Origin of the sequence: Streptomyces sp. NPDC005761 (genome assembly GCF_040630635.1) — a bacterium.
Taxonomy (GTDB): domain Bacteria; phylum Actinomycetota; class Actinomycetes; order Streptomycetales; family Streptomycetaceae; genus Streptomyces.
The window spans coordinates 56870-82604 of the sequence record NZ_JBEXXX010000021.1 but is presented as its reverse complement, the minus strand read 5'-3'; the positions used below and the strand labels follow the sequence as shown (position 1 = coordinate 82604).

Here is a 25735-nt window from a genome sequence, read left to right as displayed (position 1 = left end):
GGGCCGCTGAGGTCTCATGGTAGCGAAGCACTACTGGTGTGGGGACGTGGAGGTTCCGCCAAGCGTTCCAGCGGACTCGATCATGTCGCGTGCGGCAAGGACGAGTGAGGCGTTGTCATCGGCGGCGGTCCCGTCGGGCAAGTGGAGCACGTCTTCCAAGCCGATGCGCATATACAGGTCGTGGGAGGAGGCCATGAGCAGGACAGGCCACGAGGCGGGTCCTTCGCCGTGGAGGAGGAGGGGTGCTTCAGCGGCCGGTGAGAGTTCGCTGATGAGTCCGGCCGCCGTGGCTGCGGCAGTCCGCGGATCAGAATCGGTGACCTCCGCCAGGATGCGCAGCACCCGATGGGCCCGGGGCCAGGCAAGGAATCGTTGCGCCGCCCGGGTTCCGGAGTAGATGCCGGCTTCGATGCCGATCCCACGCTCCAGCAGTGCTGCTGCGACTTCGTCGGCCCCGTCCTCGTGCCAGTTCACTGAGGCGTGGTCGGGAAGGACGGTCCAGGAGCGGATCTGGGCAGCACGCTGAGCGGGGTCGGGGAGGGTCCAGGCGCCGGTGGTGACGCCGACGGGGATGTTCGAGACCGCTGCTCGGACGGCGGTGACCGCCGCCGCCACGATGTGCGGTTCCAGAGTGTCTTCACCTTCCGGGGTCTTGGCATGGAGATGGATGTCCTGCGCGCCCGCCGCGACCGCGGCCCGGGCAGCACGCGCCAATTCCGCCGGAGATATCGGGAGCACGGGGCACTCGGTGCGGGTCCGCGCACCGTTCAGACAGACTTGCAGCATGTGCGTGATCTTCGCAGACCGCACTGGCCGCACGGCAGTACCCGCCCCGGCTTGTGACACGGTGCGGGTGCCGATGCGGACCTCGGAACCGTCCTCCGGCACTGCGCCACCGGCTTTGATACCCGGTCCCTCCGCGGAACGTTGCAGTTCGACGAGCGCCAGGAGGCTTTCACTCGGCTCGATGCCGACGGCGACGGCTCGATCGGCCTCCAGGAAAGTGATGGAGGGTCCGACCCGCATCCGTTCCAGCACAGACCCGAAGGCTGTGGCGGTCTGGGCACTTTTCGGCGTGCGGTACGGCCCCGGCACATGGCGGTGGTGTCGAGGCCGCTGATGCTCGAGGCTCGCCGGCGGGGCGTGCCTGTCAGCAGTCCGCTCCACCCTGACCGCGGCGACCCGTTGGGCGTGCTTGAGGTGGTACATCGCAGGGGCAGGTGGGTGCCGTCGGATCCGGTCATGATGTCGCGGGCGCCGGGCCAGGTGTAGGTCTGCTGGGCGCTGTCTCCGACCAGGACGACTTGCGCGTGAGCTTTGGCCTGGGGGTGGCGGCTGCCATCCGCCTGAGATTTCAGCCGTACGCGATGACCGCAGTCCGCTATGCCGCGTCGGCAGAATCGTGACAGAGGGAACTGGCAAGTCCCTATGGGTAATGCGCCCTTATGCACTGAGGTCGCGCCGGTGCACTGAGACACCGAGTTCTTCACGCGTCTGGTCCTGGCCTGCAGAGTTCGCCGTTGCGTCGATGCCGGTGGCGACCACGGCTCCCGTCGAGCCGACCCGCTCGGCCAGCCCCAGGGGTACGGAGAGAGAGCCGGCGCCGAGGCGCTGCGCCGTATGGTCCGGGCGCTGCGGCCAGGCGGCCGACTGCTCCTGGAGCTGCCGACACCGACGATTGTGACGTTGCTGATCTGCTTGAGTTCGATCACACCGGCCGCGGGCCTGGAACGAGAGCCGGCCGGTGATGGTCTTCGACCACCCGGACACGGGCGTGGCCCTCGCGCCGCGCCCGGCTTCGTCACGTTCCACCACAACCTGTAGCCGACTCCTCACCCGCGTCGACGCGGACGCCTTGAAGCAGGCAGTAGGGGCCTGGCCAGCAGATCGTCAGAATGGGCCCGATGGCCTGGTCCGGTGAAGGTAGCCGGGTCGTCAATGCGCGGCGCCGCCCGCGCCAGGCCGTGTCTGACAACGGCGGGCGGGCTCGCGGAGCCAAGGTATGAGCGAGGCGAGCTGAACTCCCGCTTCGTAGCGCGTGGTCAGTTCATCGAAGCGGGCAGCGATTGCGCAGAACTGTCTGAGGCGGGCGAAGCAGCACACGACCACGATGCGGTCGTGTGAAGGTCGCGGTCGAAGGCAGGCGGTCTGCCGCATGCCTGTCCGCGTCATTGCGGCATGTGCGTGGTCGCGGGGCCGTGCAGGTGTTACGCGTTCTGCTGTGGCGGTACGGCCGGTTGGGGCTCGGGAGCGGTGGGCTCAGGCAGGGCGCGGAAGAGCAGCCAGCTCAATGCGGGCATGGCGATCAGGGGTGTCAGGGCGGTCTGCAGGGAGGTGGTGTCGGCCAGGCGTCCGATCAGAGGGCTGATCAGGCCGCCGATGCTGACGGTGAGGCCGAGGGTGACGCCGCTGGCGGTGCCGATGCGGGAGGGCAGGTAGTCCTGGGCGAGGGTGACCTGCAGCGAGAAGGGGACGTAGAGGCCGGCGGAGGCAAGGGCCACGAAGAAGAACAGGGCCGGGCCGGGCGTGCAGATCACTCCGGCGACGGCGACGATCGAGACCAGGTAGGACCAGCGCGAGACACGGACCCGGTCGTAACGGTTGGCCAGGGAACCACCGAGGAGCGAGCCGACGGCGCCGCCCAGGAACAGCAGGAACAGAGCCGCGGTCCCCGCGGTGGTGCCGCCGTGCATGCGCTGCTGGGCATAGAGGGAGATGAAGGTGCTCAGACCGGTGAAGACGATGGAGCGGAAGACTACGGCCAAGGAGAGTTTCACGAACGAAAACACGTCGTCGGGGCCGGTGACCGGCGTCGATGGGGAGACCCCGACCTGACTGCGACTCAGCATCTGGAGCACCGGCACGCAGAGCGCGGCGCCTGCCAGGGCGGGCAGCACCAGCACGGGCGTCCAGCTCAGGGAGCCGTGCCCGATTGCGACCGACACCATGATCGGGGCGAATGCGAAGCCGATGTTGCCGCCCAGGGAGAACCAGCTCATCGCGCTGTGGCTGCCCCGGCTGACGAGCCGGGCCGCGCGGGCGGACTCGGGGTGGTAGGCGGCGACCCCGAGCCCGGAGATCGCGACGAAGCCCAGGGTGAGCCCGTAGGAGCCGCTCAGACCGCTCAGCGCGATGCCTATGCCGCTGAGCAGCGTACTGACCGGCAGCAGCCACGGCATCGCCCATCGGTCGGTGAGCGCGCCGAACACCGGCTGGGCCACCGACGACAGCAGGGACGCGGCCAGCACGATGCCGGAGGCGACGGCGTAGCTGTAGTGGCGGTCGGCAACAAAGAACGGGATCAGCGCCGCGACGGCGCCCTGGTAGATGTCGACGCAGGCATGCCCCACGGACAGCAGAGAGATCGTTGTATTCCTTCGCACCCGACCATGCTGGAAGAGGCGACAGCTGTCCCGCTTTCGATAGATTGCCAGATGATGAAGGAAATCCGCCACGAGTCCGTTGCGCCGACCCGGACCCAGCGTCTTGCGTCCGGCGGCGAGATCGACACGCACCGCCACGACGATCACCAGATCGTCTACGCCAGCCAGGGCACCATCGCCGTCACCACTGACGCCGGCTCATGGATCGCTCCAGCCACCCGTGCGCTCTGGATTCCTGCAGGCACTGTCCACCACCACCAGGCCCACGGTGAACTCGACCTCCACCTCGTCGGTCTGCCCGTCACCGAGAATCCCCTCGGCCTCGACACCCCGGCCGTCCTGACCGTCAGCCCTCTACTGCGCGAACTGATTGTTGCCTACACACGCGACCCCGAGGACGACAGCCCGTCCCACCTGCGTCTGCGCGCCGTCATGCTCGACCAGCTCAGGATCTCCCTCGAGCAGCCGCTGTACCTGCCCACCCCCACCAGCCCTCTGCTCCGTGAACTGCACGACATCCTGCGTGCCGACCCGGCGGACAACCGTTCCCTCGACGACCTCGGCCGGCAGATCGGCGCCAGCGCCCGCACCCTCTCCCGCCGCCTCCACGACGACCTGGGCCTCACCTACCCCCAATGGCGCACCCAGGTCAGGCTCCACCACGCACTGATCCTCCTCGCCGACAACAGCCCCGTCACCACCGTGGCCCTCCGATGCGGCTGGTCATCCGCGAGCACCTTCATCGACGTATTCCGCCGCACGTTCGGACACACCCCAGGCAGCCGCCCCCCCACTCTGACGTACGGCCCAGCCGACTCACAGGTCGTCAAGATCCGTTGTCAGACTGGGCCTAGCGGACGGAGAATCCATCCTGGCCGCGTGTGATCACGTCAGCGGCCTGGTGCTTGTTCAGATGGTCGTCGGCAAGAAGCCCGACGAGATCACCCGTTTCCAGCCCCTCCTGGGCGCCCTGCCCGACCGGGTGGGGACCGTAGTGACCAGCGACGCACTGCATACCCGGCCCGCCCGCCCATAGGACAACGCGGGAGAGAGCGTATCCACCCTCTCCCTTCAGCCGGTTGAACCGCTGCTGGCGCGTACGTCCAAGCGGTGAGGGATCACGATGTCGAGGGGCGGCACCGCCGAGGCGGGGCTGTAGATCCGGTCCGCGAGGCATTGCAGAACCCGCTCGGCGATCTGCGGCTTGTCCGGGACCACAGTGGTCAGGGGCGGATTGGCGTACCGTCCGTCCTCGATCCCGTCGAATCCCACCACGGCGAGGTCCTGCGGGACGCGAACGCCTCGCGCGATGGCGATGTGAAGCGCGCCCAGAGCAAGTTCGTCACTGAAGGCGAAGACGGCGTCCGGCCGGTTGTCCGCGTCCAGGAGAGCGGTCATCGCCTCCGCTCCGTCCTTGCGGTGCAGCGTTGTCACCGACTGTTCCAGGGTGGGGTCCGGTTCCAGCCCGGCGCGACGCAGTGCCTGTCGGTAGCCTGCCAGCCGCTGCCGGGCGGTCTCGTTGCGCAGGTGGGGTTGCGCGCCGATCGCGGCGATTCGCCTGCGCCCGGTTCGTAGCAGGTGCGTCGTGGCTTCATCGGCGGCGAGGACGTTGTCAACGGCGACCCGGTCCGCGAGCCCACGCGCCTGCTGCTCGCCGAGCAGCACGACCGGCACATCCCGTGAACGGCCGGTCAGCTCCTCCGGGCCGAGCGACCACGGGCTGATGATGAGACCGTCGACCAGACGACCGCCGGTGCCGTCCAGCAGCCTTCTCTCCGCCTCCCGGTCTCCGAAGGTCTGATCGATGACGACGGTCCACGAGCGCTGCTGGGCGGCCTCGACGATCAGCCCGGCGAGTTCGCCGAAGTAGGGCGAGTGGAGCTCCGGGATGGCCAGGCCGATCAGGCCGGTACGGCCGGCACGCAGGTTACGGGCGGCGACGTTGGGGCGATAGCCCAGTTCGTCCAGGGCCACCTGGACCCGCGCACGCGTCTCCTCCGCCACGGCCCCCGAGCCACTGACCACGTTGGAAACGGTTCGCGTAGATACCCCGGCGAGGGCGGCGACATCCTTCAGACGGCTGCTCACGGTCCACATCCTCCCACGTGACGATCACGGAAACCAGAATCCTGAGACAGCTATTGCAACGTCGCATTCATCGTTGCAGCATGGACGCAGTCATCGAAGCGCAAGGAGGCGCAACATGAGCGCGCAGATCTTCCCGGGCATCGCCGTCAGCGAACTGGACGTCGACGTGTCACCGGACACGGAGGCCCTCTACAGGGACGGCATCACCGCACGTAAGGGAGCCTTCACCAAGGCGTGGGCGGATCAGCTCGGCGAGGACGTGGACAAGGCGTTCAAGGACGCCTTGAGCCGCCCCGGCGGCGCCGTCGGCCGTGGCCCCAACCGGTTCTACGTCGAGATCCACCCCGAGCAGATCAGGGGCTTCGTGGAGCTGGTGGAGCATCCCTGGGTACGTTCCCTCTGCGCCGCTACGCTGGGGCCGGACTACCGCATCGTGGAGCTCGGATTCGACGTACCGCTGAAGGGCGCGGTCAACCAGCCTTGGCACCGCGACTTTCCCATCCCCGACGAAACACGACGTGAACAGCGCCTCACCTCCCTCGCGTTCAACGTGACCACCGTCGACACGGCCGAGGACATGGGACCGTTCGAGATCGCCCCGGGCACGCAGTGGGACGACAGCCCTGAGTTCGAGCACGGCATGTTCCCGCCCAGGTCGCACTATGCCCGCTACCAGGAACGAGCGGTCCGCAAGTACCCCCGGCGAGGCGACATTTCCGCCCGCACCGCCCTGACCATCCACCGCGGGACGACCAACCACTCCGCCAAGTCCCGCCCCGTCCTCGTCCTCGGAATCGACGGTCCGGAAGCCAACAACGGCGACCGCCACGACACCGCCGTCACGCGCACGTACTGGGAGGCCCTGCCCGCGCGGGTGCGCCGGCACCTCGACTGTCCCGTTGTGGACGAACTGACACCCATGACGCAGAAGCACACCATCGAGGGTCTGGTCATGGGAGATGCCTGAGCCGCTACGGCGACACCGGAGGCCACGCCGGCCCCGCCCGTCAGCCCCGGCAGGCCTACTCGACAGCAGCCGCGTCCGCCCTGGGTGGACCGCTCTTCGGCTACGTCTCCGGCGCCCTGCTCCACCTCCGTGCGTTCCTGGACCTGTCGTCGTGCGGCCAGGAGATCGTCGTCGGAGTCGCCGTAATCGAGGGCTCGCTCGCCCGCCCGCCTGACCTTCGCCAGGGCGCCCAAGAGGGATGCACGTGCGGTTTCGGTGAGATCCGCGGTGACTTCTCCTCGATCAACCGCCGTTCCGCTTCGACCGGTTTAGGCAGTGCACGCCCCGCGTCGGTGAGCCGGAGCCGGACGAGGCGGTCGTCCTGGCCGTCGCGGCGACGGGTGAGCAGCTCGGCGGCCGTCATCCGGTCAGCCAACTTGACGACGGTGGGCGCCGTGGCGTTCAACGCGGCGGCGACCTCGCCCTGCGTGCTGCCGTCCCGCTCCCACAGCGCCGCGAGCAGGCAGTTCTGTCCGACGTGCAGACTGCCCACCATCCAGGTGGGAAACCACGTCCTCGACCCCGTCGGCCCGGGCCGCTATGCGCCGATCGCGCCGAGGACATCACCGCGGTCGCGCCCTCGCCCTCACCGAGGCCGGTGACCAGGACACGGGCACCACCTCACCGGCGACGAGACGTTCGACGTCACCGCGCAGCTCCGGGTCATCTCCGAGACGCTCGGCCGCGACATCGAGGTCCTGGAAGTGACCACACCGGGCGAGGCCGTACGATTCCGTTTCCCACCGGGGCACCCCAGGCGCTGTCCGACGCCGTCACCGAAGACTTCAGCCGCATGCGCGCCGACACCGTCGGGTTCCGGATGGACACCGTCGAGCGACTGCACGGACCCAAACCGCGGACGTTCAGGCACTGGTGCACGCGTGAGCCGACTCGTTCCGACGGCCAGAAGCCGCCTGAGCCGAGACGCCCCCTGCCCGCCAGGATCGGCGAGTGCAAGACCCGCTCGGCACATTCCGAACGATCAGTCAGTGGGAGACGGGTGCTTCCCGGCCGGGCGCACCGTCCAGCTCGTCCCTGGCTTCCCAGCGCAACAGGTCACCCGGCTGACAGTCGAGCACCTCGCAGAGCGCGGCGAGTGTCGCGAAGCGCACGGCCTTGGCGCGGCCGTTCTTGAGAACCGCCAGGTTGGCCGGTGTGATCCCGACGCGCTCGGCGAGCTCGCCCACGGACATCTTCCGCCTGGCCAGCATCACGTCGATGTCGACGGTGATCGGCATCAGATCACCTCGTCCAGCTCGGCCTTCATCTGCGACGCCTCGACGTCGCGTGCAACAGCCTGAGCCAGCAGCATCCGCAGTACGAGCACGACGAGCGCGATCCCGAGTACCGCCAGGCCGGTCCCGCCAATCAGGAGGACGACCCCCGGAGCGACGGCTTCACCCGGCGCCAGGACGACTCCGAGCACCCACAGGAGGATCGCGGCTCCTGCAAACGCGCCGGTCGCGAGGTCCACGTACCGGAAGGCGGAGTGGGAGAACACCGTTTCACGCCGAACCATCGTCACCAGGCGCCACACGCAGGTCAGGACGGTCTCGGCGCACACGATTCCGAGGATGAAGATCACCAGGACCGGAACGCGGGGGATGTCCGCAGCATCACTGTCGGCGCCCCCCGGCCCGCGGGAGAGCAGCAGCACCATCACCACCTGCAGGAACACGAAGCTGGCGAGCAGCGCCCCGACCACCGAACGCAACGCGAGCATTGTCAGTTTTCCCATGAGCTCTCCCTCTATCGAAACACAATCATAATCTATCGTTTCTCGATAGGGAACCTGGGGGCGTCACCGCAACCGCCCAGGCGCGTCAGCGCTTGCTCGCCACAGCGGCCACCGCGGGAAGCGCCGAGGCGAACCACCAAGTCCTCAAGTCTCGATCGGTTGGAGTTTTCACTTTTTTTCATCTCAGTGGCTGTCTCTTGCGCGAACATGTCCATGCCAATACGCTCTTCCGCGTCAAGTTGCAGCGCCTGCCGACCGCCTGGCAGCGAAGGAACACCCACCGAAGGAGCTTCCATGGGTTTCACGCGGCGCACGTTCCTGCGGGTCGCGACTGCGGCCGGGGTGGCCGGAGCCGTCGGACTCGGGGAAATCACCCTCGCAAACCCGGCCCCGGCGGCCGACGGGCCCGGCGATGTGGTCGGCAAGGTGACGACCGGGTATCAGGGCTGGTTCGCCTGCGCGGGAGACAACGCCCCGATAAACGGCTGGTGGCACTGGGCGCAGAACTGGGGCCAGGCACCGTCCCCCTCCAACCGCGCCATCGTGGCCTGGCCCGATGTCCGTGACTATCCGACCACGTACCCCACCGCCTTCGCCCACCTCGGCAACGGTCAGCCGGCCTCGCTGTTCTCCTCCTACGACCAGCCGACCGTCGACGTGCACTTCCGCTGGATGAAGCAGTACGGCATCGACACCGCCGCCCTGCAGCGATTCAACCCCACCGGCGGGGAGGGGCCGACCCGCGACGCGATGGCGGGCAGAGTGCGCGCTGCGGCGGAGTCCGAGGGCGTCAAGTTCTACATCATGTACGACGTGTCCGACTGGACGACCATGCAGACGGACATCAAGGCGGACTGGATCGGCAAGATGCGTGCGCACACCGACTCGTCCGCCTACGCCCGGCAGAACGGGCGACCAGTGGTGTGCATTTGGGGCTTCGGCTTCAACGATGCCCAACGGCCGTTCGCCCCGGAAGCCTGCCTGGACGTGATCAACTGGTTCAGAGCGCAGGGCTGCTACGTCATCGGCGGGGTGCCGACCTGGTGGCGTACGGGCGACCGGGATTCCCGGCCGGGGTTCACCGGTGTCTACCACGCCTTCGACATGCTCTCGCCGTGGCTGGTCGGCAGGATCGGCAACGTCGGGGACGCCGACAACTTCTACAACGTCGCCACCGTGCCCGACCTCGCCGAGTGCGCCGCGCACGGCATCGACTACCAGCCGTGCGTCCTGCCCGGTGGGGTCACCGACCGACAGCGCGCCCACGGCGACTTCATGTGGCGGCAGTTCTACAACATGGGCCGGGCCGGGGTTCCCAGCGTCTACATCTCGATGTTCGACGAGTACAACGAGGGCAACCAGATCGCCAAGACCGCGGAGTCCCAGGACTGGGTGCCGGCCGGATCAGGCCTTCTCGCACTCGACGAGGACGGAACCGCCTGCTCCTCCGACTACTACCTGCGCCTGACCGGCGACGGCGGCCGCATGCTGAAGGGGCTGCTTCCCCTCACCGCCACCCGCCCGACCCCACCGGTCGTCGGCGGCGGCGACACCCAGCCCCCGACCGCCCCCGGAAATCTGCGCGTCACCGCCACCACCGGCACCACCGTGGCGCTGGCCTGGACGGCTTCGGCCGACAATGTCGGCGTGACGGGCTACCGCATTCGCCGGATCACCGACGGCACTGCGACCCCGGTCGGGACCGCTGCCGCAGACGCCAGGACGTTCACGGTGACCGGGCTCTCCCCCTCGACGTCCTACGCCTTCGACATCCAGGCGCTCGACGCGGCGGGCTCGGTCTCCCAGCCCTCCGGCCGGGTCACTGTCTCCACCACGGCCGACGGCCCGGCAACGGACGATCTGGCCCTTCATCGGCCGGCTTCGGAAAGCAGCCACACACAGACCTACGGCGCGGGCAACGCCGTGGACGGCAATCCGAACACCTACTGGGAGAGCGCCAACAACTCCTTCCCGCAATGGCTCCAGATCGACCTGGGCTCCACCACCGGTGTCCGCCGTATCGCCCTCACTCTCCCACCCGCCACCAACTGGGCCGCGCGTACACAGACCATCACCGTCCAAGGCAGCACCGACGGCACGTCCTTCGGCCAGCTGCTCGGAGCCACGAACTGCGCGTTCGATCCGTCCACCGGCAACACCGCCACCCTGGCCCTGCCCTCCGGCACGAAAACCCGACACCTCCGGCTCGCCATCACGGCCAACACCGGCTGGCCGGCGGGCCAACTCTCCGGGCTTCAGGTGTACGGTGCCTGATCTCGACCGCCATCACCGGCCCACCGGAAGCTCGGAAGAAACCCTCAGCAGGAAGGGACCGCCGTCCGAGACGGCCGTCAACTCAGCAGCCTTGTGCTGCCGACGCCCGCCGGCGCCCGCTTGAGTCCGTGAAACTCTTCCCACGTCAATTCGACGCCCTTCGGGGCCTGGTCCTCAGGACCTGATGCTCTCGCTCGCGTCAGAGCGACAGCTCGAAGTCCACGGCGTCGAGGGCACCCAGGCGGAAGTCGGCGAACACCTGGGCAGCGCGGCGGATCTCGCGCTCGTTGCCGCTGTTGTGGACGCACGTGAATCCGTACGGCCGGTTCGAGCAGGACATGAACAGCCGCTCGACCTGGCCCTGCCCCCGGGGTGGCAATTGCCTGGCCCCGTACCTCTCACGATGAGGCAGCCGCGACCGGCACGAGGAGGGCGTTCAGCTCCGCGGAGCCAGCGACAGAAGGTCCGCGGTCAGGCGCCTTCCAAGGCCGCGAACCACCGTCATCGGCTCCCGTAGCTGATGCCCGCCCTGCACCGAGCGACCCGCTCCGCCGATCATCCGGCCGCTGCCGCGCCCTTGCCCGCACCCCTACCGACTCCGAACTCGAGATAGCGGCGCAGGGCCTCCCGCCCTCCCGGAACGAAGAGCCATTCCTCTGCGACTTCCAACAGTTCGTCCACTGTCATCCAGGCGTGCCAGGCGATCTCGGCCGGGTCCGGCACCACAGCATCCGACACGCCGGCCTCATGCACCCCGAACCAGACGGGGCCAATCCCTGCACGGCAAAGAAACTTGAACAGGAACCGCACCGGCACACGGACGCCCAGCTCTTCAGTGAGCTCGCGGACTGCCGCCCGTTCATACGACTCGCCCACGTTCACGGCGCCGCCGACCATCACGTCGTAGTGGCCAGGGAACCGGGACATTGTCTCGGCCCGTCGAAGCACCAAGATCCGGCCCTCGCGATCACGGCAGATCGTCGTTGCTATGCGATGCGGCCAGCTCTCACGCACCGCCTCATCCCGGTCGACGACTCGCAACACGTGGTCATTCTCATCGACGTGCTCAACCAGTTCGCTCACGGAGACACGATCTCAGGTCCCACTGACAACCCTGCCCGACCGTTTCTGGTCACGGGCCTGTCGCTCCGACCTGACGTCGGCAGAGGTAGAACAGCTCGGGGTCGCCCTCATCGAGGCCGTGGAGCAGTCCGACCGGGCTCCACCCCGCTCGCTGGAGGAGTCGCTGCATGGGTTGATTGGAGACGTTGGTCGAGGTGAACAGCTTCGGGGTCGTACACGAGGCCGCCACGGCTTCCAGCAACCGATGGCCAACGCCCCTGAGACGGGCGGAAGGCGCCACCATCAGCATCGTGACGAAGCCCTGATCGAAGAACGTGTACTCCACCACGCAGTAGCCGAGCGGGCCGGACGCATCTTCGGCCACGACCGCCAGGCCCTGCCGGCACCACCTCCGGATGGTCGCCTGCCGCTCCTCGTCACCGGCGCTCGCGATGGCGTCGATGCCGATCAATGCGTCCGCCTCGGACTCACTCACGCGGCGTACGACGAACTCGCACGGGCCCACTGCATCCATGCGGCCATGCTGTCACCTCGCAGCAGGAGGCGGGCCCCGCCCTCTGTCGCGGACGACTTCGTTAGGGTTGTCGATGTCGCCGTGGGCCGCCGCTCTGCACGAAGCGACGCACCCTCGGCCTGCGGCGTGACGGGAGACCTGATGGGCTCGTTCGATGTGCCGTTGGACGACGAACGCGCCCAGCTCGACGCGTTCGTGACGGAGTATCGCAGCGCCGTCGAGGCAACCCTCGACGGCCTCACCGAAGAGCAGGCACGCCGTCGTCTCGTCTCGTCGGCAACTACGCTGCTCGGGCTGCTCAAGCACGTCACGTGGATGCAGCGGGTGTGGTTCGAGGAGTGCGTCGGCGGCACGTCCCGCCGGGATCTCGGCTTGGTTCAGAGCCCTGACGAGTCATTCCGGATCAACCACGACGACACCGTCGCGTCCGTCACGTCGGCCCACCGTGAGGCCTGCGCGACGGCCCGGGCGGTGGTCACCGGCCTGCCCCTGGACACCGTCGTGACCGGCCACCGGGCCGGACCACGCACGCTGCGCTGGGTGTACTTGCAGGTCCTGCGTGAGCTGGCCCACCACTGCGGGCACGCCGACATCCTGCGCGAGCAACTACTTGCCGCCGACTGAGTTCTGAGACCGGACTGTCATCGTGACGGCCGATACCCATCCTATGGGCCCTCCCCACGGGATCGCCGGTCCACAAAAGCTCAACGGCTGCTGTGGGAGTGGACGGCCTCCACCGTGATCACGGTGGACGCAGAACCACCCCTGTCGTTCGAGCCCCATCGGAGTCATGGTGCGGACCAGTCTGACGTGCCGCTGAGCCACCCGGCTTGAGATCGCGCACCGATGAGTTCCCCGCGCCGCGCCGGTCTGCACGCGTGAGACCCACTCACGAGAGGCTGGCGCCATGCGGAAACTGATCTACGGCATGAACCTGACCCTGGACGGCTACATCGCCGCGCCCGGTGACGACATCAGCTGGAGCGTGCCGAGCGACGAGCTGTTCCAGTATTGGTCCGACCAGTTGGAGGCGACCGACCTGTCCCTCTACGGCGGCAAGCTGTGGCGGACGATGAGCTCCTACTGGCCGACCGCCGACCAGCAGCCCGACGCCACCTCGGCGGAGATCGAGTTCGCGCACCGCTGGCGGGCCATGCCGAAGGTGGTGTTCTCCTCGACGATCGACAAGGTCGACTGGAACACCCGCCTGGCCACCGGCGACGCGGTCGCCGAGATTGCCCGGCTCAAGGCCGAGGACGGCGGCCCGATGGACATCGGGGGCGCGACTCTCGCCGGGGCCGCCATGCGGGCCGGGTTGATCGACGAGTACGTGCTGGCCACCGCGCCGGTACTGGTGGGCAGCGGCACGCCGTTCTTCGCCACGCTGGACATTTGGGTGAATCTGAATCTGGTGGAGACGCGGACGCTTCCCGGCGGCGTGATCCTGACCAGGTACGAGACGCGGCGCTGAGCGCCCGTCACACGACTACGTCAATCGTAAGGACGCCTCCTACTCAGGAGTAACGGTGCAGCTCAGGTTGTGTGATCCGTCCACCATGAGTAACGACTCATGCCCTCCTGGCTGCGCTCTCCCGCTGATCTTCCGAATGCGGGGGCGAACGGCCGTGTTCCAGGGGGGTGCGCCGGTTCGCCTGCCGGCACGCCGGATGCAGGCACCGTACGCTCGCCGAGGTACCCACCCTGGTGCATCGTCGTCACCGGACGACTCGATGCACCAGGCCCGGGCATGCGCCCGCCGAGCCCTGGCGCTTCAAGGCGACTGGCAACCCATCCGGACGAGCTCGGGAACCGTTCTCTCAGATCCTGCGTCAGCTCCTTTGTTGCCGACTGCTACTGAGGGGGCTGGATGCGAGTTCGGACGATGGTGGGCGTGGCGGTATCGACGTGCGTGGTGCTGGGGGCATGCGCGTGCGGTCCGGAGAAGTCGGAAGAAGACACGTCCACGGCCGCGAAGCCCTCCCATCCGTCCGCACCGGCGCGGTCCGAGGAACCGTCCGCGTCACCGCGGGCCGAAAAGCCGTCAGCCGAGGCGCCGGCCGAGCCGACCGGTGACCAGTCCGCGCCCAGGACGAAGGAGGGCGCGGTCCAGCGGTACGAGCAGTACCTCCATGCTGTGGGGCGTGAGGACATCACCACGGTCTGCGAAGTGGCCGGACCGGCCGCGAAGCAGGCGGAGGACCAAGGGTTCGGACCATGCACGTCGACGTTCGTCGTCACGTTCCAGATGATCTCGCCCGCGCAGAAGAAAGCTTTGCGAACCGCGACGGTCGACCCGCAGCGCGTCGAGGTACTGACTCCCGCCAAGGTCGAGATCCCGACCGACGCGATCAAGGCCTCCGTCACGTTCTCCGAGAGCGACCTGGGCAGCAGCACTTTGGAGTACCTCAAGAACAACTGGTACATCACTGACTGAAGCTCGATCGCCGTCAGTACCGCCGCAACAGACGGATGGCTGATCCCCGGCGTCGGGCTCTCATGAGCGTGCTCGTCCCCGACTTGGACAAGGCTGGGTCGTCGGCAGACTGGCTGCCCAGCGGGCGCGTGCAAGCTCCTCAAGCGAGCGGTCACGAATCAAGGCGTATCACCGGTCGGCTGTCCTGCGGACAGAGCCGAACGCGGTCTCAGATCGGCCTGCACCACATCGTGGTCCGAGTACGGAGAGAGATGCACACCGTGCTTCAGCGGGGCGAAGCCGCGCAGGAAGATGTAGTCGAACTTGCTGCGCCAATCGGTGGTCGGCTTGCACATATTGGTTGCCGAGGTGCCGCACTCAGGGTCCGCGTCCGCGGCCACGCGCCACATTTCGTTGAGTTCGGCGGCGTCCGGCACCGCGTTGAAGTCACCGAGAACGATCGTGCGGTCATGCCCGGCGACCGCCTTCGCCAGTACGCCGGCCTGTTTCGCGCGGACTGATTCCTGCCTCCGCTGGGCCAGGTGTGTGTTGAAGACCCGGACGGGCCGGCCGTCCACGAGGGTGGTGACAGCCATGTACCCGCGGTCCTCGGAACCGCCCTCGGGGTACTCCACGTTCACACGGTCGGTCATCGGTGCGGCCGAGAGGATTGCCTGGCCGAAGCCCCCCGGGCTCCATGGCGCTCCCCCGCAGCGGCTCCAACTCTGCAGAACCGATCCGTACTCGACGTGGTAGACCAGCCCGTACAGATACTGCAGATGGTCTCGGATCCTCTCGACATCACCCACACACGCTTCTTGCAGACCGACGACCTGAGGCGCGTACGTGGCAATCTCCGCCGCCCGGCCGACGTTCTGGCCGCTCCCCTTGCAGGGGTTGCAGATGTTCCACGTCATGACGCGGTTGGCCACGACCTCCTTGGGGGCGTCGGCCGGCAGCGGCTTGGCGATGTCGCCGCCGTTCGATGCGCTGGGACCGGCGAGCAGCACACAAGCCACGATCAGCGTGCCCGCGAGCCACCGCGCGCCGGTTCCGGTCACCTTCGCCTCCTCGAAGTGGAGAACACCATCGAGTGATTTCTCCCCGCACGAGGTTATGTGACGGGTTGTATGCAACACATCAAGTGCCTCGCCCAGAAGCTGCTTCGCCGTGTGCCGACGATCACGGGTTTCCACGATCCCGGCAGCGCGTCATGGTCGTGCGGGAGACATCCGTGTCGGTGTCTGCTCTCAAGGGAACGAGACCTCCGTGTGCGGCGGACCACGTCCATCCGCGGCGCATGCCGACACCGGCGTGGCATGCGCTTCGACCGCCTGAAGCCACGCCGGCCACCGTGCACGCGACGCACCCACCGCGCACCGGTGCCCGCCGTCCGCGCGGCGCAGTCTCTCGCCCGTCGGCTGATCGAGCGCTCCTGTCGCGAGCGGCAGCGGCCACTCTCGAACTGTGGTGCGGCAATCGGGGGCACGTTAGCGTGCCCGAATGACATTCGAAGATCATGATCGGTGGGCCCTTCGCACCAACGACGCCTGGGCCGACGCCCTGGCCCGCGCGGTGACGCTCGCGCTCGCCACGCTGCGGCCGGCGTCCGCAGGGGCGGAGGTGTGGGACGCGAAGGCTGGATCGCTGGAGTGGACGTGCTGGGAGACGGCCGAGCACCTGGCGGACGACCTGTTCTTCTACGGCATGCAGATCGGGACACCCGGGCTGCCGCCCGGCACCTATGTTCCCCTTGAGATGCACCGCCAGCGGCCCGATGGGCCGGTCAACATGCTCCAGGTCGATCGGGCGTCGGGCCCGTCCGGGCTGCTGACGGCCCTGGAGGGGTGCGGTGCGATGCAGGTCTCCCTGACTCGTACGACTCCCCCGTCGGCCCGGGCCCACCACGCCTCGGGTACCTCGGACCCGGCCGGTTTCGCAGCGATGGGCATCGTCGAGACCCTCGTCCACACGTACGACATCGCATCCGGTCTCGGCTTGGAGTTCACCGCTCCCGACGATCTGTGCGCGCCGGCCCTGGGACGGCTCTTCCCGCATGTGGAGCGCGGCAAGGAGCCGTGGCCGACGCTGCTGTGGGCAACCGGGCGGGGAGGGCTCGCGGGACGGGAGCGGCTGGAGAAGTGGCGCTGGTACGGGGAGGTGCGTGAGGCGGAGTGAGTCTCGCTCTCGCACGGAGTCCCGCCAGGCCGGTGGAGCCCCGGGCCCTCCTGAGCTGGTGCTGAGCCTGACGTGCAGGTCACGGGAGTCGCGTGGGGTCGTACTCGTGCTGGCCGTCGGGCCTATCTGACGTGAGGATCGTCGGTCGGACCAGGTCGGCGAGCACGATGCGATTCGGATCGGCCACAGGGGCTAACTCTCGGTCATGGAGGGTGCGTTGAGCCGAGTTGAAGTCACCCCGCCGGCCGGGCTGCCTCGCCCCACTCCCCGCATGGCTGTGGACCTGATCCACCGGGCTGTCGGTTGAGGACGCCGAACTCGCCAGTGGGCGGTCTTGCGTCGGTTCGATCTGGAGCCCACTTCCGGATGATCAAGCAGACGCTGGGCTGGACCACCCGAAGCTCCGCACACCCGCGGCGGCGGCACGGTGGCCCTGGCCGACCATCGCGGCCCGAGCAGCAAGAGGCCGTCGGGGTGGCCAAGGACTGTCCCGCAATTCCTGGTCGATCAGCGCGCGGCGTCAGATGCGGTGCATCACAAGGCGGAGAGCCGCCCGGATACTGGACACGTATTCGGGTGTTTCGGCAACGCGACGAGGTGCCGTGGCTGTCGTCGTGCACCCGCCAGGAATTACGGGACAGCCCTGAGGAGAGTGGGACTCAGACATCGCTGTCGATGCCGGTCACAGCCGGCGGGCCGAGTGGGGCGTCGGCCTCTTCGATGTCCGCTTCTTTCAAGGCTGTGGCAAGAAGCCTGCTGGCATTCAGTTCGGCCTCATAGCGATCCGGGGCTTCGACTTCGAGACGGACGGAGAAGGTGCCGTCTTCGTTGACTGAGAGCAGGTTCAGACCCTCACTCTCGCTCACGTCTGTGTGCTGTGAAGCAAGTGCACCCTCGAGGGCGGCTCGTGTGCCGTCACTGATACCGGTGACGAACGTGCCGGGAACGGTGATAACAAAGGTGGTCATTGTGGCTCCTGTTATCGCGCGGCGCTTGTGCAGTCCCGCACAAGGCATACGTTGCTCCGTGTGCCCTGCCCATGCGCCTCGTAGTCCTGTCAGCGGCCCAGCAGAGCGGCGGTGGTGGCGGGGTGCCGGGCAAATGCAACGGACGCGCCCAGCCACCAGCTCCCAGGCAGCGCCCTGCCCCACACCTGCTCCTACTGGTCCCTGTCCTCGAATACGCGCCGTGCCACTGCTGCCTCGTCCTCCGTCAAACCCGCCGCATCGGGCAGCCCCAGAGCAGCACCACAGTGATCGCACAGCTTTCCGTCCCCAGCAGGTGTTCCGCACGCCTTACAGAACCGCTGGGATTCCCGGTGCTCTATTCCTTCGGTCATGACGCTTCCTTCCTCTGGTGCATACGGGTGGGTACGCAGGCCGCATACCCACCCGTCGCCGTCTAATTCCTATCGATCCGCATACAGCCCGTGCCCTCACTCGAATACCGGATAAAATCCGCACTCGAAACACTGCGCCACCAGAGGCCGGTACCGTCCTCTGTCGACAAGAACCCGTGAAACCGCGCAACCAGGCCGGCTCCAGAAAACATTGCAGGTCAGACAGCTACTCAATTTGAGTGGGTAAGGTCGGCCCGGATCTCTTGACAGCGGCGCCTGCCGGCTCCGGTAACTCCTGGAGAGTGAGATGCGCGCGGGGCGGGGCTGACCCACGCGGAGAAGACGGCGCGGGAGCAGATCCGGTTGCAGGCTGCCGCCCGCCTCGAGGGCGGGAAGACGAATCGTGAAGTCGCCATGGACCAGCGGGCAGCGTCCCGATTCTCTTCCAGCCTCACGAGCTGCGTTTCGCTGAGCGGGCCCGCCCCGGAGCGCCCTGCGGCAGGGCCCCGGCTTCGCCGCGCTTCTCCGCGCTTCTCCGCGAGCGCGGCCCCCTCAAGGCAGCTGCCTAGGCACCGGACCGCCGGAAGCGCTGTACGCCGGTGCGAGAGCGCGCGTTCCGGACCGCCGAGAAGGGAACTACACGGTCCGGGCCGAATCCGCAGGTGGGCAGCCCGGAACAAGGGCGGCTCTGCTTCACGCCGACCTATGTCTCCTCAAGGCTGATCATGACAGTCCAGCCCGGGTTGTCGAGCGTGCCGATCGTCACGCCCCACTCGTGCTCCCAGCCGCCATCGCCGTGTGAGGCATACCAGTGCTGCAACCAGTCGACGACGTGCTCGGCTCCGGACATGGATGCAGATGTCAGGCCAGCCGAGCGTGGACCGAAGAACCCGGTCACGGCACAAGGTTCACCTCTCGGTGCTGAGCGACGTCGACCAGTATCCGCCCCTCGCACCTGGTGTGCCCCGCGATTCCGTTCATAGGGACGGCAGTTAGACTCGCGGCGTTCGAATCGGACGTACGAGCGACTCGGACCGGTCGGACCTGCGCGCTTCGAGCCGATCCAGCTCGGTGCACCTGTACAAACAGGCAACCGGTCCCGTTGCCGCCGTCGGCTCGGCACCCGGTCGCCGCGTCCCATCGCGGCAGTCGCACCCATGGGGGGTCGTCATGTCTTTCACCTTGAACAGCACGCACACGCACCGTCGCACCCGTCTGCTGACGGTCTGCACCCTCACCGCTCTGTCGACGAGCGCGTTCGTCCTCGGCCCTGCCGTCGTAGCACAGGCCGACAGCGGCGCGCCTCACCGCAACCTCTCCATCCAGCAGCTCGAGCCCGAGCAACCCTCGGTGCCCACGCCACCGCACTCCACCGGGGAGCCCGCCGACGGGAAGCTCTCCGGCGCCGCGAGGGCCGCCGCGGCGGCGGGCTCCGACGCACCGCTCTAAGACGTCGACGGCGACGGCAACGCCGATGTCCTCATGCGGGACTCGACCGGGGCGATCTTGGAGTGGTTCAGCGGCTTCGATACCCCGTCGGGCAAGGGCGGCTCCACCGAGTACCTCGATGTCCTCACCCCCGGCGAGGAGAGCACTTCCCTCTCCGGCCCCGAGGTGCTGTCCCTCACGGCCTCGGGCCAGCTGTCGCTCTGGGGCAACGAGTCGTTCCCGGAAGGCAGTCCGCTCTGGAGCGGCCGCGGCTGGCAGACGTACAACAAGGTCGTCGCCGTGGGCGACGTCACCGGCGACGGCCTGGGCGACCTGCTCGCCCGTACGCACACCGGTGACCTGTACTTCTACCGGGGCACCGGCAACCCCACCGATCCCTTCACCGCCCGCGTCAAGGTCGGCACGGGCTTCCAGATCTACGACCAGATGACCGGTGCCGGCGACATCACCGGCACGGGCCACGGCTCGCTCGTCGCCCGCGACCTCGACGGCAAGCTCTGGTACTACGCGCTCGACGGCAACGCCGCCACGCCGGTGGCCAAGCGGGTCCAGATCGGCACGGGCTGGAACGCCTACAACCAGATCATTGGCTTCCCCGGCGCCCACCCGGGCGCACACGGCGGCCTCCTCGGCCGGACCACGGCCCTCGGTGGCGCGTACTACTACGAGGGTGACCCCGAGGGGTCCGGCCTCACCCAGCTCACCGCCCGCCAGGCCACCACGGGCACGGCCCTGCCCCCCGGCTACTGGCTCGATCACCACCTGGTGGCGGGCATGGGCGGCAACCCGGCCTGGGGCAAGGCAAATCTCCTGGGGCTGACGTCCACCGGCGATCTGTACGTCTACTTCTCGAACGACGACGGCACCGTGTCCGACCGCAGCTTGATCGGAAGCGGGTTGAAGGGCGCCAAGATCGTCAACTCCGTCTCCCTCGGCGACTCAGGCGATCCGGTAGTGATGGAGGTGTACAACGGAACCCTCTACGACGACACCGTGGCCGGCGGCGCCAACGCGCTGGCCACCGGGTTCGGCGACTACAACCTGGTTCTCGGCCCCGGCGACCTGAGCGGCGACGGACGCAGCGACCTGCTTGCCCGCGACAGCGCCGGGGTGCTGTGGCTGTACCCCGGCGAGGGTGACGGCACCTTCAAGGCCCGGGTGAACGTGGGCGGCGGCTGGGGTCAGTTCAACCAGCTCGTCGGCGCCGGCGACGTCTCCGGCGACGGATACGCCGATGTCGTCGCCCGCGACAGCAGCGGCACCCTGTACCTCTACCAGGGCACCGGCACCGCTTCCGCCCCCTTCACGGCCAAGGCGGCGATCGGCCAAGGCTGGAACACGTACACGAAGCTCGCAGCCCCCGGTGACCTGGACGGTGACGGCAAGGCGGATCTCGTCGGCGTCAACACCGCTGGAGAGCTCTACCGCTACAGCGCCACCGGGCGCGCGGGGGCTACGTACAAGGCAGCGGCGAAGATCGGCAACAGCGGCTGGAACACGTACACCTGGCTGCAGTGACTCTGTTCCGACCTGGCGGACGATCACAGCACTGGCTCACCCCTCGACGAACAGCTGGTGAGGAAGGCGTCGCGTTCGTCGTTCCTCGCAGCAAGTCGGGGTCGAAGGGGCGTGCGAGCCCGCCCAGGAGAGCGGTAGAAGCAGGCAGCGTCGGCCACGACAACGGTCGCCCTGCCTGCTACACGCCCCTGTCCGCCTCAGCTGGGGCGGCATTGGCATCCGCATGCGGATGCGCAGCCCTCGAGAAACGCTAGAGGCCCTGTGCCTGTCGGCCCTTTGAGCGGCGGAACGGAGCATTGAGCAGAACGACCGGCAACTGGGTCTCGTCGGTGCCTGTGAGCAGCCGCTTGGGCACGATCAACAGGACGGCCTTCCAGCCGAGGCGTCCGGTCACGATGTAGACCCGCTCCGTCTCTTCGAAGCGGTACATGGCCTCCCACGGCCCCCGCACGAGTTCCTCCGAGCCGCGGGAGACGACGAAGCCGGCATCGTCGATGACGGCCTGCTTCTCCCCTGCGGCCTGGTCGGCACGGAACATGCGACCGGCAAGCAGTGAGCTCAGGAACAGGCCGAGCACTCCGTAGATCAGCGCGAGTATCAGCAGGCCGGCGTTGATCGGGCCGCCGTGAACGGCGAGCCTCAAGCTCAGCGTCACCATGAGGGCCGCGGCAACGCCGAAGAGCCACCGCAGGCGCCTGAACCACCCGGTCGCCGCGAGGCCCTCGTCGAACTCCTCCCGTGTCAGAGTTCCGCTGAAGGTGATGGTTGCCCGTTGCATGTCGTCCACGGGCGGGGAGCCTACAGTTGTATGCCCGGTCTGTTGGCCTCAGCTGTCACTCGCACATGGCGACGACGCCTGGTCACCCCTCCGGGCAGGTACCGGGCAGGCTGACAAGCGCCCGTGGGCCCGCAGCGGTGAGTACCCCCGCCGTTCAGGCCACGGAGTGGCTGTCGCGTGCGGGGTGTCCCCCGCCGTGGGCAGCGTCCAGCTGTGTCTGGAGCGCTGCGAGTCCGGTGGCCAAGGCGTGGCGTGCGGTGGGGGGCATGCTGTTGATGGCCTGGTGGAGCATGGCGTCGCGCTGTTCACGGATGCGTTGCAGGTGTTCCTTGCCGGCGGGGGTGAGTCGCAGGACGACCTCGCGGCGGTTGCCGGGGCAGGGCAGGCGTTCAAGGAAGCCGATGGCCTGGAGGCGGTCACACATACGGGTCACGGTCGGCGGGGCTGAGGCAAGGCGTTGGCACACCGTACGCATCCGGATGCCGTCTTCGCGGTCGACGACGTACATCAGCCGTAGCTGGGATGTGGAGCTGGGGGCGGTGGTGTCGTTGGTGGAGTGTCTGGCGTGTTCCCACATCACGTCGAGGAGTTCGGTGATGGTGCTGGCGGACCGGGTCGCCTCGTGCCACGTCTGGCTGGGTACGACGTCTGGTGCGGTCACGTTCTTCCCCGTCGGTGGGTGCGCTGCCGGATGGATGGCCGGGCCGTGGGTCAGGTGTTGCCGTCCGGCCCGGTGGGGCGGGCCGGCATGGCGCTGTCCTGGGTCATCGTCTCCGAAGCACCGTTGGCCGGGGGAACGGTGAGGTAGGTGCGGGTCCCCGTGAGATCCAGGAGCCGGTCCAGCTTCGCAGGTCTGTCGTCCAGGTGCAGACGCACGCCTGCCGCGGTGGTGCGGCGGCCGATCATCAGCAGGGCCGACAGGCCCATGGAGTCGACCGCGCCGAGGTCCGCGCACTGCAGATGCAGGTCCGCCAGGGCGGTCCGGCCCGCGAGTTGGGCGGTGACCTCTTCGATGAGGAGGTCGGCGCCGGTGTGGTCGAGGTCTCCGTGGATCTCTATGCGGATGCTGTCCTGGGTGTCGACCGTGGTCAGCTGCAGGTGGCGGTACAGGCGTGTGGTCATACGGTGTTCCCGGCGGCGGTGGAGTGGGCGGTGGTGAGGGTGCACGTGGCGGCTCGGAGGATACGGCCGGCCCGGGGGAAGTCCTTGAGTTCACGGGCCAGGAGGTCAAGTGCGGGAGGCAGGCTGTAGGCGGGGACACCTCGGGCCGTAAGGATCTGCGCGGTCCAGGCGAGGAACCAGGTGAAGAGTTCCTCGTCATCAAGGTAGAGGGCGGTGGTGAGGAACTCCACGATGTGCGCGAGGTCTTCCGCAGTGCGGTCACGCTGGAGATCACTGTAGGAGCGCATGGCGGGGAAGGCGTCTTCCAGTGCGGTGAAGACGGTGCGCACGAGTGTGGCGCTGTTGCGGGCGACCATGGTGTATTCCTGGTCGGCCAGGTGCGGCAGGTCGTCGAACTGCTGATGGTCGGGTTGCGGTCGCGGCAGCGGCCTTCGGCTGAGGTGTGCGGCGGCGGCGCGGGCGTCAGGTGCCCAGGCGTCGGCGCCCAGGAGTTTCGCGTACCGGCCCTCGGGTCCGAAGGCGGCGCCGCCGACGAGCACGGGGACGCCGACGGCCTGGCAGGCGGTGATCGCCGCGTGCGCGGTCGGCAGCCTGGTGGCGATGGAGCTGGAGAGCGCGACCGCGTCTGCCCGGGTGTTGTGGAGGTGGGCGATGAGGTGCGGGGTGGGTACCTGGGCGCCCAGGTAGTCGACCTGCCAGCCGCGCAGCTTCAGGACCTCTGCCAGGAGCCGGGCCGGCAGGGCGTGCCATTCGCCGTCCACGCAGGCCACCGTGATCCGGCCCCGGCCGGCGGTGGTGGTGCGGGCGGCGGGATGCATGCTCACCGTGGCGACGGCACGTTCGTTGATGGCGGTCGCCGCGTGCTCCTGCGCGACGCTGATCCGGTTGGCGGCCCACTCCTCACCGACGCGGCCCTGCACAACGGCGATCACATCGAGCAGGACGCTCTCCGGATCGGCCCCCTCGTCGAGCATGCGCAGCACGAGGTCGGTCGCCCTGTACTCGTCCACGGCCGAAACTGCTTGCCACAACTGCTCGACCAGCTGCTTCACGTGCCCGGTGTGGGCGGAGCTGGACGAGCTGCTGGTGCTGGTTGTGGTGCTCATGCGGTGTACCTGCCCCGGGTATGGCCGTTCACCGCGCTGAGGTGGTGGGTGCGGGGGGCGGAGATCACGACGACGGCCATGTCGTCGTGGGGACGATTGCCCAGCCACTGGGCGGCCAGCATCTGCACGTGTTCGACGATCCCCTCCGCGGGCATGCCCGCGCACCTGGACAGAGCGCGCTGGAGGCGTTCCTCCCCGAACATGTCGCCGCCCATCGGTCCGCCCTTGGCCTCGGTGATCCCGTCGGTGTAGAGGACGCAGGACTCGCCGGGGGCGAGGGAGACGGCGGCAGTGGTGGCGAAGATGTTTGGGATGGCTCCGATCAGGGTGCCGTGGGTGTCGGCTTCCTCGATGGTGCCGTCCGTACGGATGATCAGCGGGCTGGGATGGCCGCCGCTGGTGAGCCTGAGGTCCACCATGTTCCCGCGTCGTACGGCGGAAGCCAGGACCATGGTGGCGAAGCGGGTGTGGTGGGAGCTGAGCAGTGCGGTGTTCAGCAGGCTGAGCATCCGCTGGTGATCGTCGGCCAGGGGCAGCAGGGCGTGCAGCGTGTTGCGGATCTTGCCCGTCAGCACGGCGGCTTCCAGGCCTTTGCCGCACACGTCCCCGAGGGAGACCAGCGAGGCTTCGCCCTCGACGGCCGCGGGGTGCACGTCGTAGAAGTCGCCCCCGACGCGCTCGTGGTCCGCGGAGGGCCGGTAGCGGCCGGCGAAGTCCACCCCGGAGATCTGGTGCAGGACAGGCGGCATGAGCTCACGCATCAGCGCGTCGGTGATCGCGGTCTGCTCCGCGTACAGGCGGGCGGCCGCCATCGCCGCCCCGGCACGGGCAGCGAACAACCGCGCGAAGACTTCCTCCTCGCCGCTGAAAGCAGCGGTCTCCGCCTTGCGCAGCAGGATGAGCGCTCCGGCCGGCACGCCCTGCCCGGGCAGCGGGGTGATCACTATCGAGCCGACCGGCCCGAACGCCTCGGGGACCATCCACTCGGGGGCGGTGGACGGGTCGATCCACCGCGAGGGCACCGGCGGGAACCCGCGCAGTGCCTCGCCCAGGCCTGGCACGTCGTCGGGGTCCATCGTCACGTTGGACCGGGCTGGAGTACTGCCGCGCAGGCAGGTCACCACCGGCAGCCGGTGCCCATGAGCCGGTGCGACAGCCAGTGCCGCATCCGCGAGACTCTCGGCAGCCATCTGCGCGGTCACCTCCATGCAGCGTCCCAGGTTGAGGGAGGAGAGCAGGGCGCTGGACGCCTTCGCGAGGAACGCGGTCCGCTCCTGCTCCATGTGCAGGGCTTCGCGGACCAGCTGGTTGTCGGTGTCATCCACCAGCCACCACGCCACCGAGCCGTCCCTCCGCACGCTGGGGCGCGCCTCGAAAAGCCGTCCGCGGATCTTCCCGCGCGGTGGCTTCCCGGAGTCCCGGGCGGCGTGTGGTCCGGGGGAGATCAGCGTGGCGTGCGCGGCACACAGCCAGGCCGGCGCCACGTCTGCCAGGAGTGTCCCCGGCGCGGCGCCGGGCAGGAGGAGAGCTGCGGCATCACTGTGCCGCACCACTGCGCCTTGTACGTCGGCGATCAGTACCGGATACGGGGCCCGGCCCCAGGAGAGGTCCGGCCCCGTGTCCGAGACGGTTTGCGCGTGAGTGGAAACCAAATGTCGAGGGTCCGCTGGGCGGACCCCTCACCTCATCAACTAGACGATTGCCTAAAGGCAACCATCACTCCTGCGGCCACTGCTTGGCAACCCA

Annotated in this window: 27 protein-coding genes and 1 pseudogene; 10 read left to right on the top strand and 18 right to left on the bottom strand. The window is 68.3% G+C overall.

The features are described from left to right. Positions 1–30 precede the first annotated feature (30 nt). From ABZ434_RS20465 to ABZ434_RS20455, 3 genes and pseudogenes are all read right to left on the bottom strand, one after another. Complete coding sequence (locus ABZ434_RS20465) at positions 31–786, bottom strand: 3-keto-5-aminohexanoate cleavage protein (RefSeq protein ID WP_359138529.1); 756 nt, start codon at positions 784–786, stop codon at positions 31–33. A 1149-nt stretch (positions 787–1935) separates the two neighbouring features. After that, a pseudogene (locus tag ABZ434_RS20460) lies at positions 1936–2168 on the bottom strand (hypothetical protein); the annotation flags it as partial. 39 nt (positions 2169–2207) lie between these two features. Beyond that, positions 2208–3383: an MFS transporter gene (locus tag ABZ434_RS20455; RefSeq protein WP_359138526.1), complete on the bottom strand. Its 1176-nt coding sequence runs from the start codon at positions 3381–3383 to the stop codon at positions 2208–2210. A 51-nt stretch (positions 3384–3434) separates the two neighbouring features. Here ABZ434_RS20455 and ABZ434_RS20450 point away from each other — a divergent pair, with 51 nt between their 5' ends. Together ABZ434_RS20450 and ABZ434_RS20445 are read left to right on the top strand one after the other, a co-directional pair. Continuing rightward, positions 3435–4268, top strand: coding sequence for a helix-turn-helix transcriptional regulator (locus ABZ434_RS20450; RefSeq protein WP_359138523.1), 834 nt, complete (start codon positions 3435–3437; stop codon positions 4266–4268). Between the two features lie 16 nt (positions 4269–4284). After that, entirely contained in the window at positions 4285–4419 is a 135-nt protein-coding gene (locus ABZ434_RS20445; RefSeq protein ID WP_359138520.1) for a hypothetical protein, read from the top strand. Between the two features lie 35 nt (positions 4420–4454). Here the strand turns inward: ABZ434_RS20445 and ABZ434_RS20440 are convergent, their stop codons facing one another. Next, positions 4455–5471 carry a LacI family DNA-binding transcriptional regulator gene (locus ABZ434_RS20440; RefSeq protein ID WP_359138517.1) on the bottom strand — a complete coding sequence of 339 codons (1017 nt, stop codon included), beginning with the start codon at positions 5469–5471 and terminating at the stop codon, positions 4455–4457. Between the two features lie 115 nt (positions 5472–5586). On the opposite strand from ABZ434_RS20440, the gene ABZ434_RS20435 reads away from it, so the two are divergent. Beyond that, positions 5587–6438 (top strand): phytanoyl-CoA dioxygenase family protein, encoded by an 852-nt coding sequence (locus tag ABZ434_RS20435; RefSeq protein WP_359138514.1) that lies wholly within the window; start codon positions 5587–5589, stop codon positions 6436–6438. Between the two features lie 100 nt (positions 6439–6538). On the opposite strand, the gene ABZ434_RS20430 is transcribed toward ABZ434_RS20435, so the two are convergent. The 3 genes from ABZ434_RS20430 to ABZ434_RS20420 form a co-directional block, all read right to left on the bottom strand. Next, positions 6539–6973, bottom strand: coding sequence for a MarR family transcriptional regulator (locus tag ABZ434_RS20430; protein WP_359138511.1), 435 nt, complete (start codon positions 6971–6973; stop codon positions 6539–6541). A gap of 490 nt (positions 6974–7463) precedes the next feature. Next, on the bottom strand, positions 7464–7715 hold the full coding sequence (locus ABZ434_RS20425; protein ID WP_359138508.1) for a helix-turn-helix transcriptional regulator: 252 nt from the start codon (positions 7713–7715) through the stop codon (positions 7464–7466). Next, entirely contained in the window at positions 7715–8215 is a 501-nt protein-coding gene (locus ABZ434_RS20420; RefSeq protein WP_359138505.1) for a DUF2975 domain-containing protein, read from the bottom strand. The genes ABZ434_RS20425 and ABZ434_RS20420 overlap by 1 nt, the downstream gene beginning before the upstream one ends. 294 nt (positions 8216–8509) lie before the next feature. Here ABZ434_RS20420 and ABZ434_RS20415 point away from each other — a divergent pair, with 294 nt between their 5' ends. Further along, complete coding sequence (locus ABZ434_RS20415; RefSeq protein ID WP_359138502.1) at positions 8510–10489, top strand: discoidin domain-containing protein; 1980 nt, start codon at positions 8510–8512, stop codon at positions 10487–10489. Between the two features lie 199 nt (positions 10490–10688). On the opposite strand, the gene ABZ434_RS20410 is transcribed toward ABZ434_RS20415, so the two are convergent. The 3 genes from ABZ434_RS20410 to ABZ434_RS20400 form a co-directional block, all read right to left on the bottom strand. Next, positions 10689–10868: a hypothetical protein gene (locus ABZ434_RS20410; RefSeq protein WP_359138499.1), complete on the bottom strand. Its 180-nt coding sequence runs from the start codon at positions 10866–10868 to the stop codon at positions 10689–10691. Between the two features lie 176 nt (positions 10869–11044). Beyond that, entirely contained in the window at positions 11045–11572 is a 528-nt protein-coding gene (locus tag ABZ434_RS20405; RefSeq protein WP_359138496.1) for an NUDIX domain-containing protein, read from the bottom strand. Positions 11573–11621: 49 nt separating this feature from the next. Continuing rightward, positions 11622–12086: a GNAT family N-acetyltransferase gene (locus ABZ434_RS20400; RefSeq protein WP_359138493.1), complete on the bottom strand. Its 465-nt coding sequence runs from the start codon at positions 12084–12086 to the stop codon at positions 11622–11624. 141 nt (positions 12087–12227) lie between these two features. On the opposite strand from ABZ434_RS20400, the gene ABZ434_RS20395 reads away from it, so the two are divergent. From ABZ434_RS20395 to ABZ434_RS20385, 3 genes are all read left to right on the top strand, one after another. Further along, positions 12228–12710 (top strand): DinB family protein, encoded by a 483-nt coding sequence (locus tag ABZ434_RS20395; protein WP_359138490.1) that lies wholly within the window; start codon positions 12228–12230, stop codon positions 12708–12710. A gap of 283 nt (positions 12711–12993) precedes the next feature. Continuing rightward, positions 12994–13557, top strand: a complete 564-nt coding sequence (locus ABZ434_RS20390; RefSeq protein WP_359138487.1) for a dihydrofolate reductase family protein — start codon at positions 12994–12996, stop codon at positions 13555–13557. A gap of 420 nt (positions 13558–13977) precedes the next feature. Continuing rightward, positions 13978–14520 carry a hypothetical protein gene (locus ABZ434_RS20385; RefSeq protein ID WP_359138484.1) on the top strand — a complete coding sequence of 181 codons (543 nt, stop codon included), beginning with the start codon at positions 13978–13980 and terminating at the stop codon, positions 14518–14520. Between the two features lie 158 nt (positions 14521–14678). Here the strand turns inward: ABZ434_RS20385 and ABZ434_RS20380 are convergent, their stop codons facing one another. After that, a complete protein-coding gene (locus ABZ434_RS20380) occupies positions 14679–15560 on the bottom strand; it encodes an endonuclease/exonuclease/phosphatase family protein (RefSeq protein WP_359138598.1) in 882 nt (293 codons plus the stop codon). Between the two features lie 442 nt (positions 15561–16002). Here ABZ434_RS20380 and ABZ434_RS20375 point away from each other — a divergent pair, with 442 nt between their 5' ends. Further along, positions 16003–16677: a hypothetical protein gene (locus ABZ434_RS20375; protein WP_359138481.1), complete on the top strand. Its 675-nt coding sequence runs from the start codon at positions 16003–16005 to the stop codon at positions 16675–16677. A gap of 659 nt (positions 16678–17336) precedes the next feature. Here the strand turns inward: ABZ434_RS20375 and ABZ434_RS20370 are convergent. Continuing rightward, positions 17337–17645: a hypothetical protein gene (locus ABZ434_RS20370; RefSeq protein WP_359138478.1), complete on the bottom strand. Its 309-nt coding sequence runs from the start codon at positions 17643–17645 to the stop codon at positions 17337–17339. Between the two features lie 1074 nt (positions 17646–18719). Beyond that, on the bottom strand, positions 18720–18914 hold the full coding sequence (locus tag ABZ434_RS20365) for an Imm53 family immunity protein (RefSeq protein WP_359138475.1): 195 nt from the start codon (positions 18912–18914) through the stop codon (positions 18720–18722). A gap of 272 nt (positions 18915–19186) precedes the next feature. On the opposite strand from ABZ434_RS20365, the gene ABZ434_RS20360 reads away from it, so the two are divergent. After that, positions 19187–19465, top strand: a complete 279-nt coding sequence (locus tag ABZ434_RS20360) for a hypothetical protein (protein WP_359138472.1) — start codon at positions 19187–19189, stop codon at positions 19463–19465. A 33-nt stretch (positions 19466–19498) separates the two neighbouring features. Then, positions 19499–20983, top strand: a complete 1485-nt coding sequence (locus ABZ434_RS20355; RefSeq protein WP_359138469.1) for a VCBS repeat-containing protein — start codon at positions 19499–19501, stop codon at positions 20981–20983. Positions 20984–21233: 250 nt separating this feature from the next. Here ABZ434_RS20355 and ABZ434_RS20350 read toward each other — a convergent pair whose 3' ends face one another. The 5 genes from ABZ434_RS20350 to ABZ434_RS20330 all read right to left on the bottom strand — a co-directional run bounded on the left by ABZ434_RS20350 (position 21234) and on the right by ABZ434_RS20330 (position 25539). Continuing rightward, entirely contained in the window at positions 21234–21770 is a 537-nt protein-coding gene (locus ABZ434_RS20350) for a YcxB family protein (RefSeq protein WP_359138466.1), read from the bottom strand. 145 nt (positions 21771–21915) lie between these two features. Further along, a complete protein-coding gene (locus ABZ434_RS20345; protein ID WP_359138463.1) occupies positions 21916–22422 on the bottom strand; it encodes a MarR family transcriptional regulator in 507 nt (168 codons plus the stop codon). Between the two features lie 50 nt (positions 22423–22472). Beyond that, complete coding sequence (locus ABZ434_RS20340; protein WP_359138460.1) at positions 22473–22883, bottom strand: STAS domain-containing protein; 411 nt, start codon at positions 22881–22883, stop codon at positions 22473–22475. Further along, entirely contained in the window at positions 22880–23989 is a 1110-nt protein-coding gene (locus tag ABZ434_RS20335) for a cobalamin-dependent protein (RefSeq protein ID WP_359138457.1), read from the bottom strand. Before ABZ434_RS20335 ends, ABZ434_RS20340 begins: the two co-directional genes overlap by 4 nt. After that, positions 23986–25539: a PP2C family protein-serine/threonine phosphatase gene (locus ABZ434_RS20330; protein WP_359138595.1), complete on the bottom strand. Its 1554-nt coding sequence runs from the start codon at positions 25537–25539 to the stop codon at positions 23986–23988. The genes ABZ434_RS20335 and ABZ434_RS20330 overlap by 4 nt, the downstream gene beginning before the upstream one ends. Positions 25540–25735: the final 196 nt, after the last annotated feature.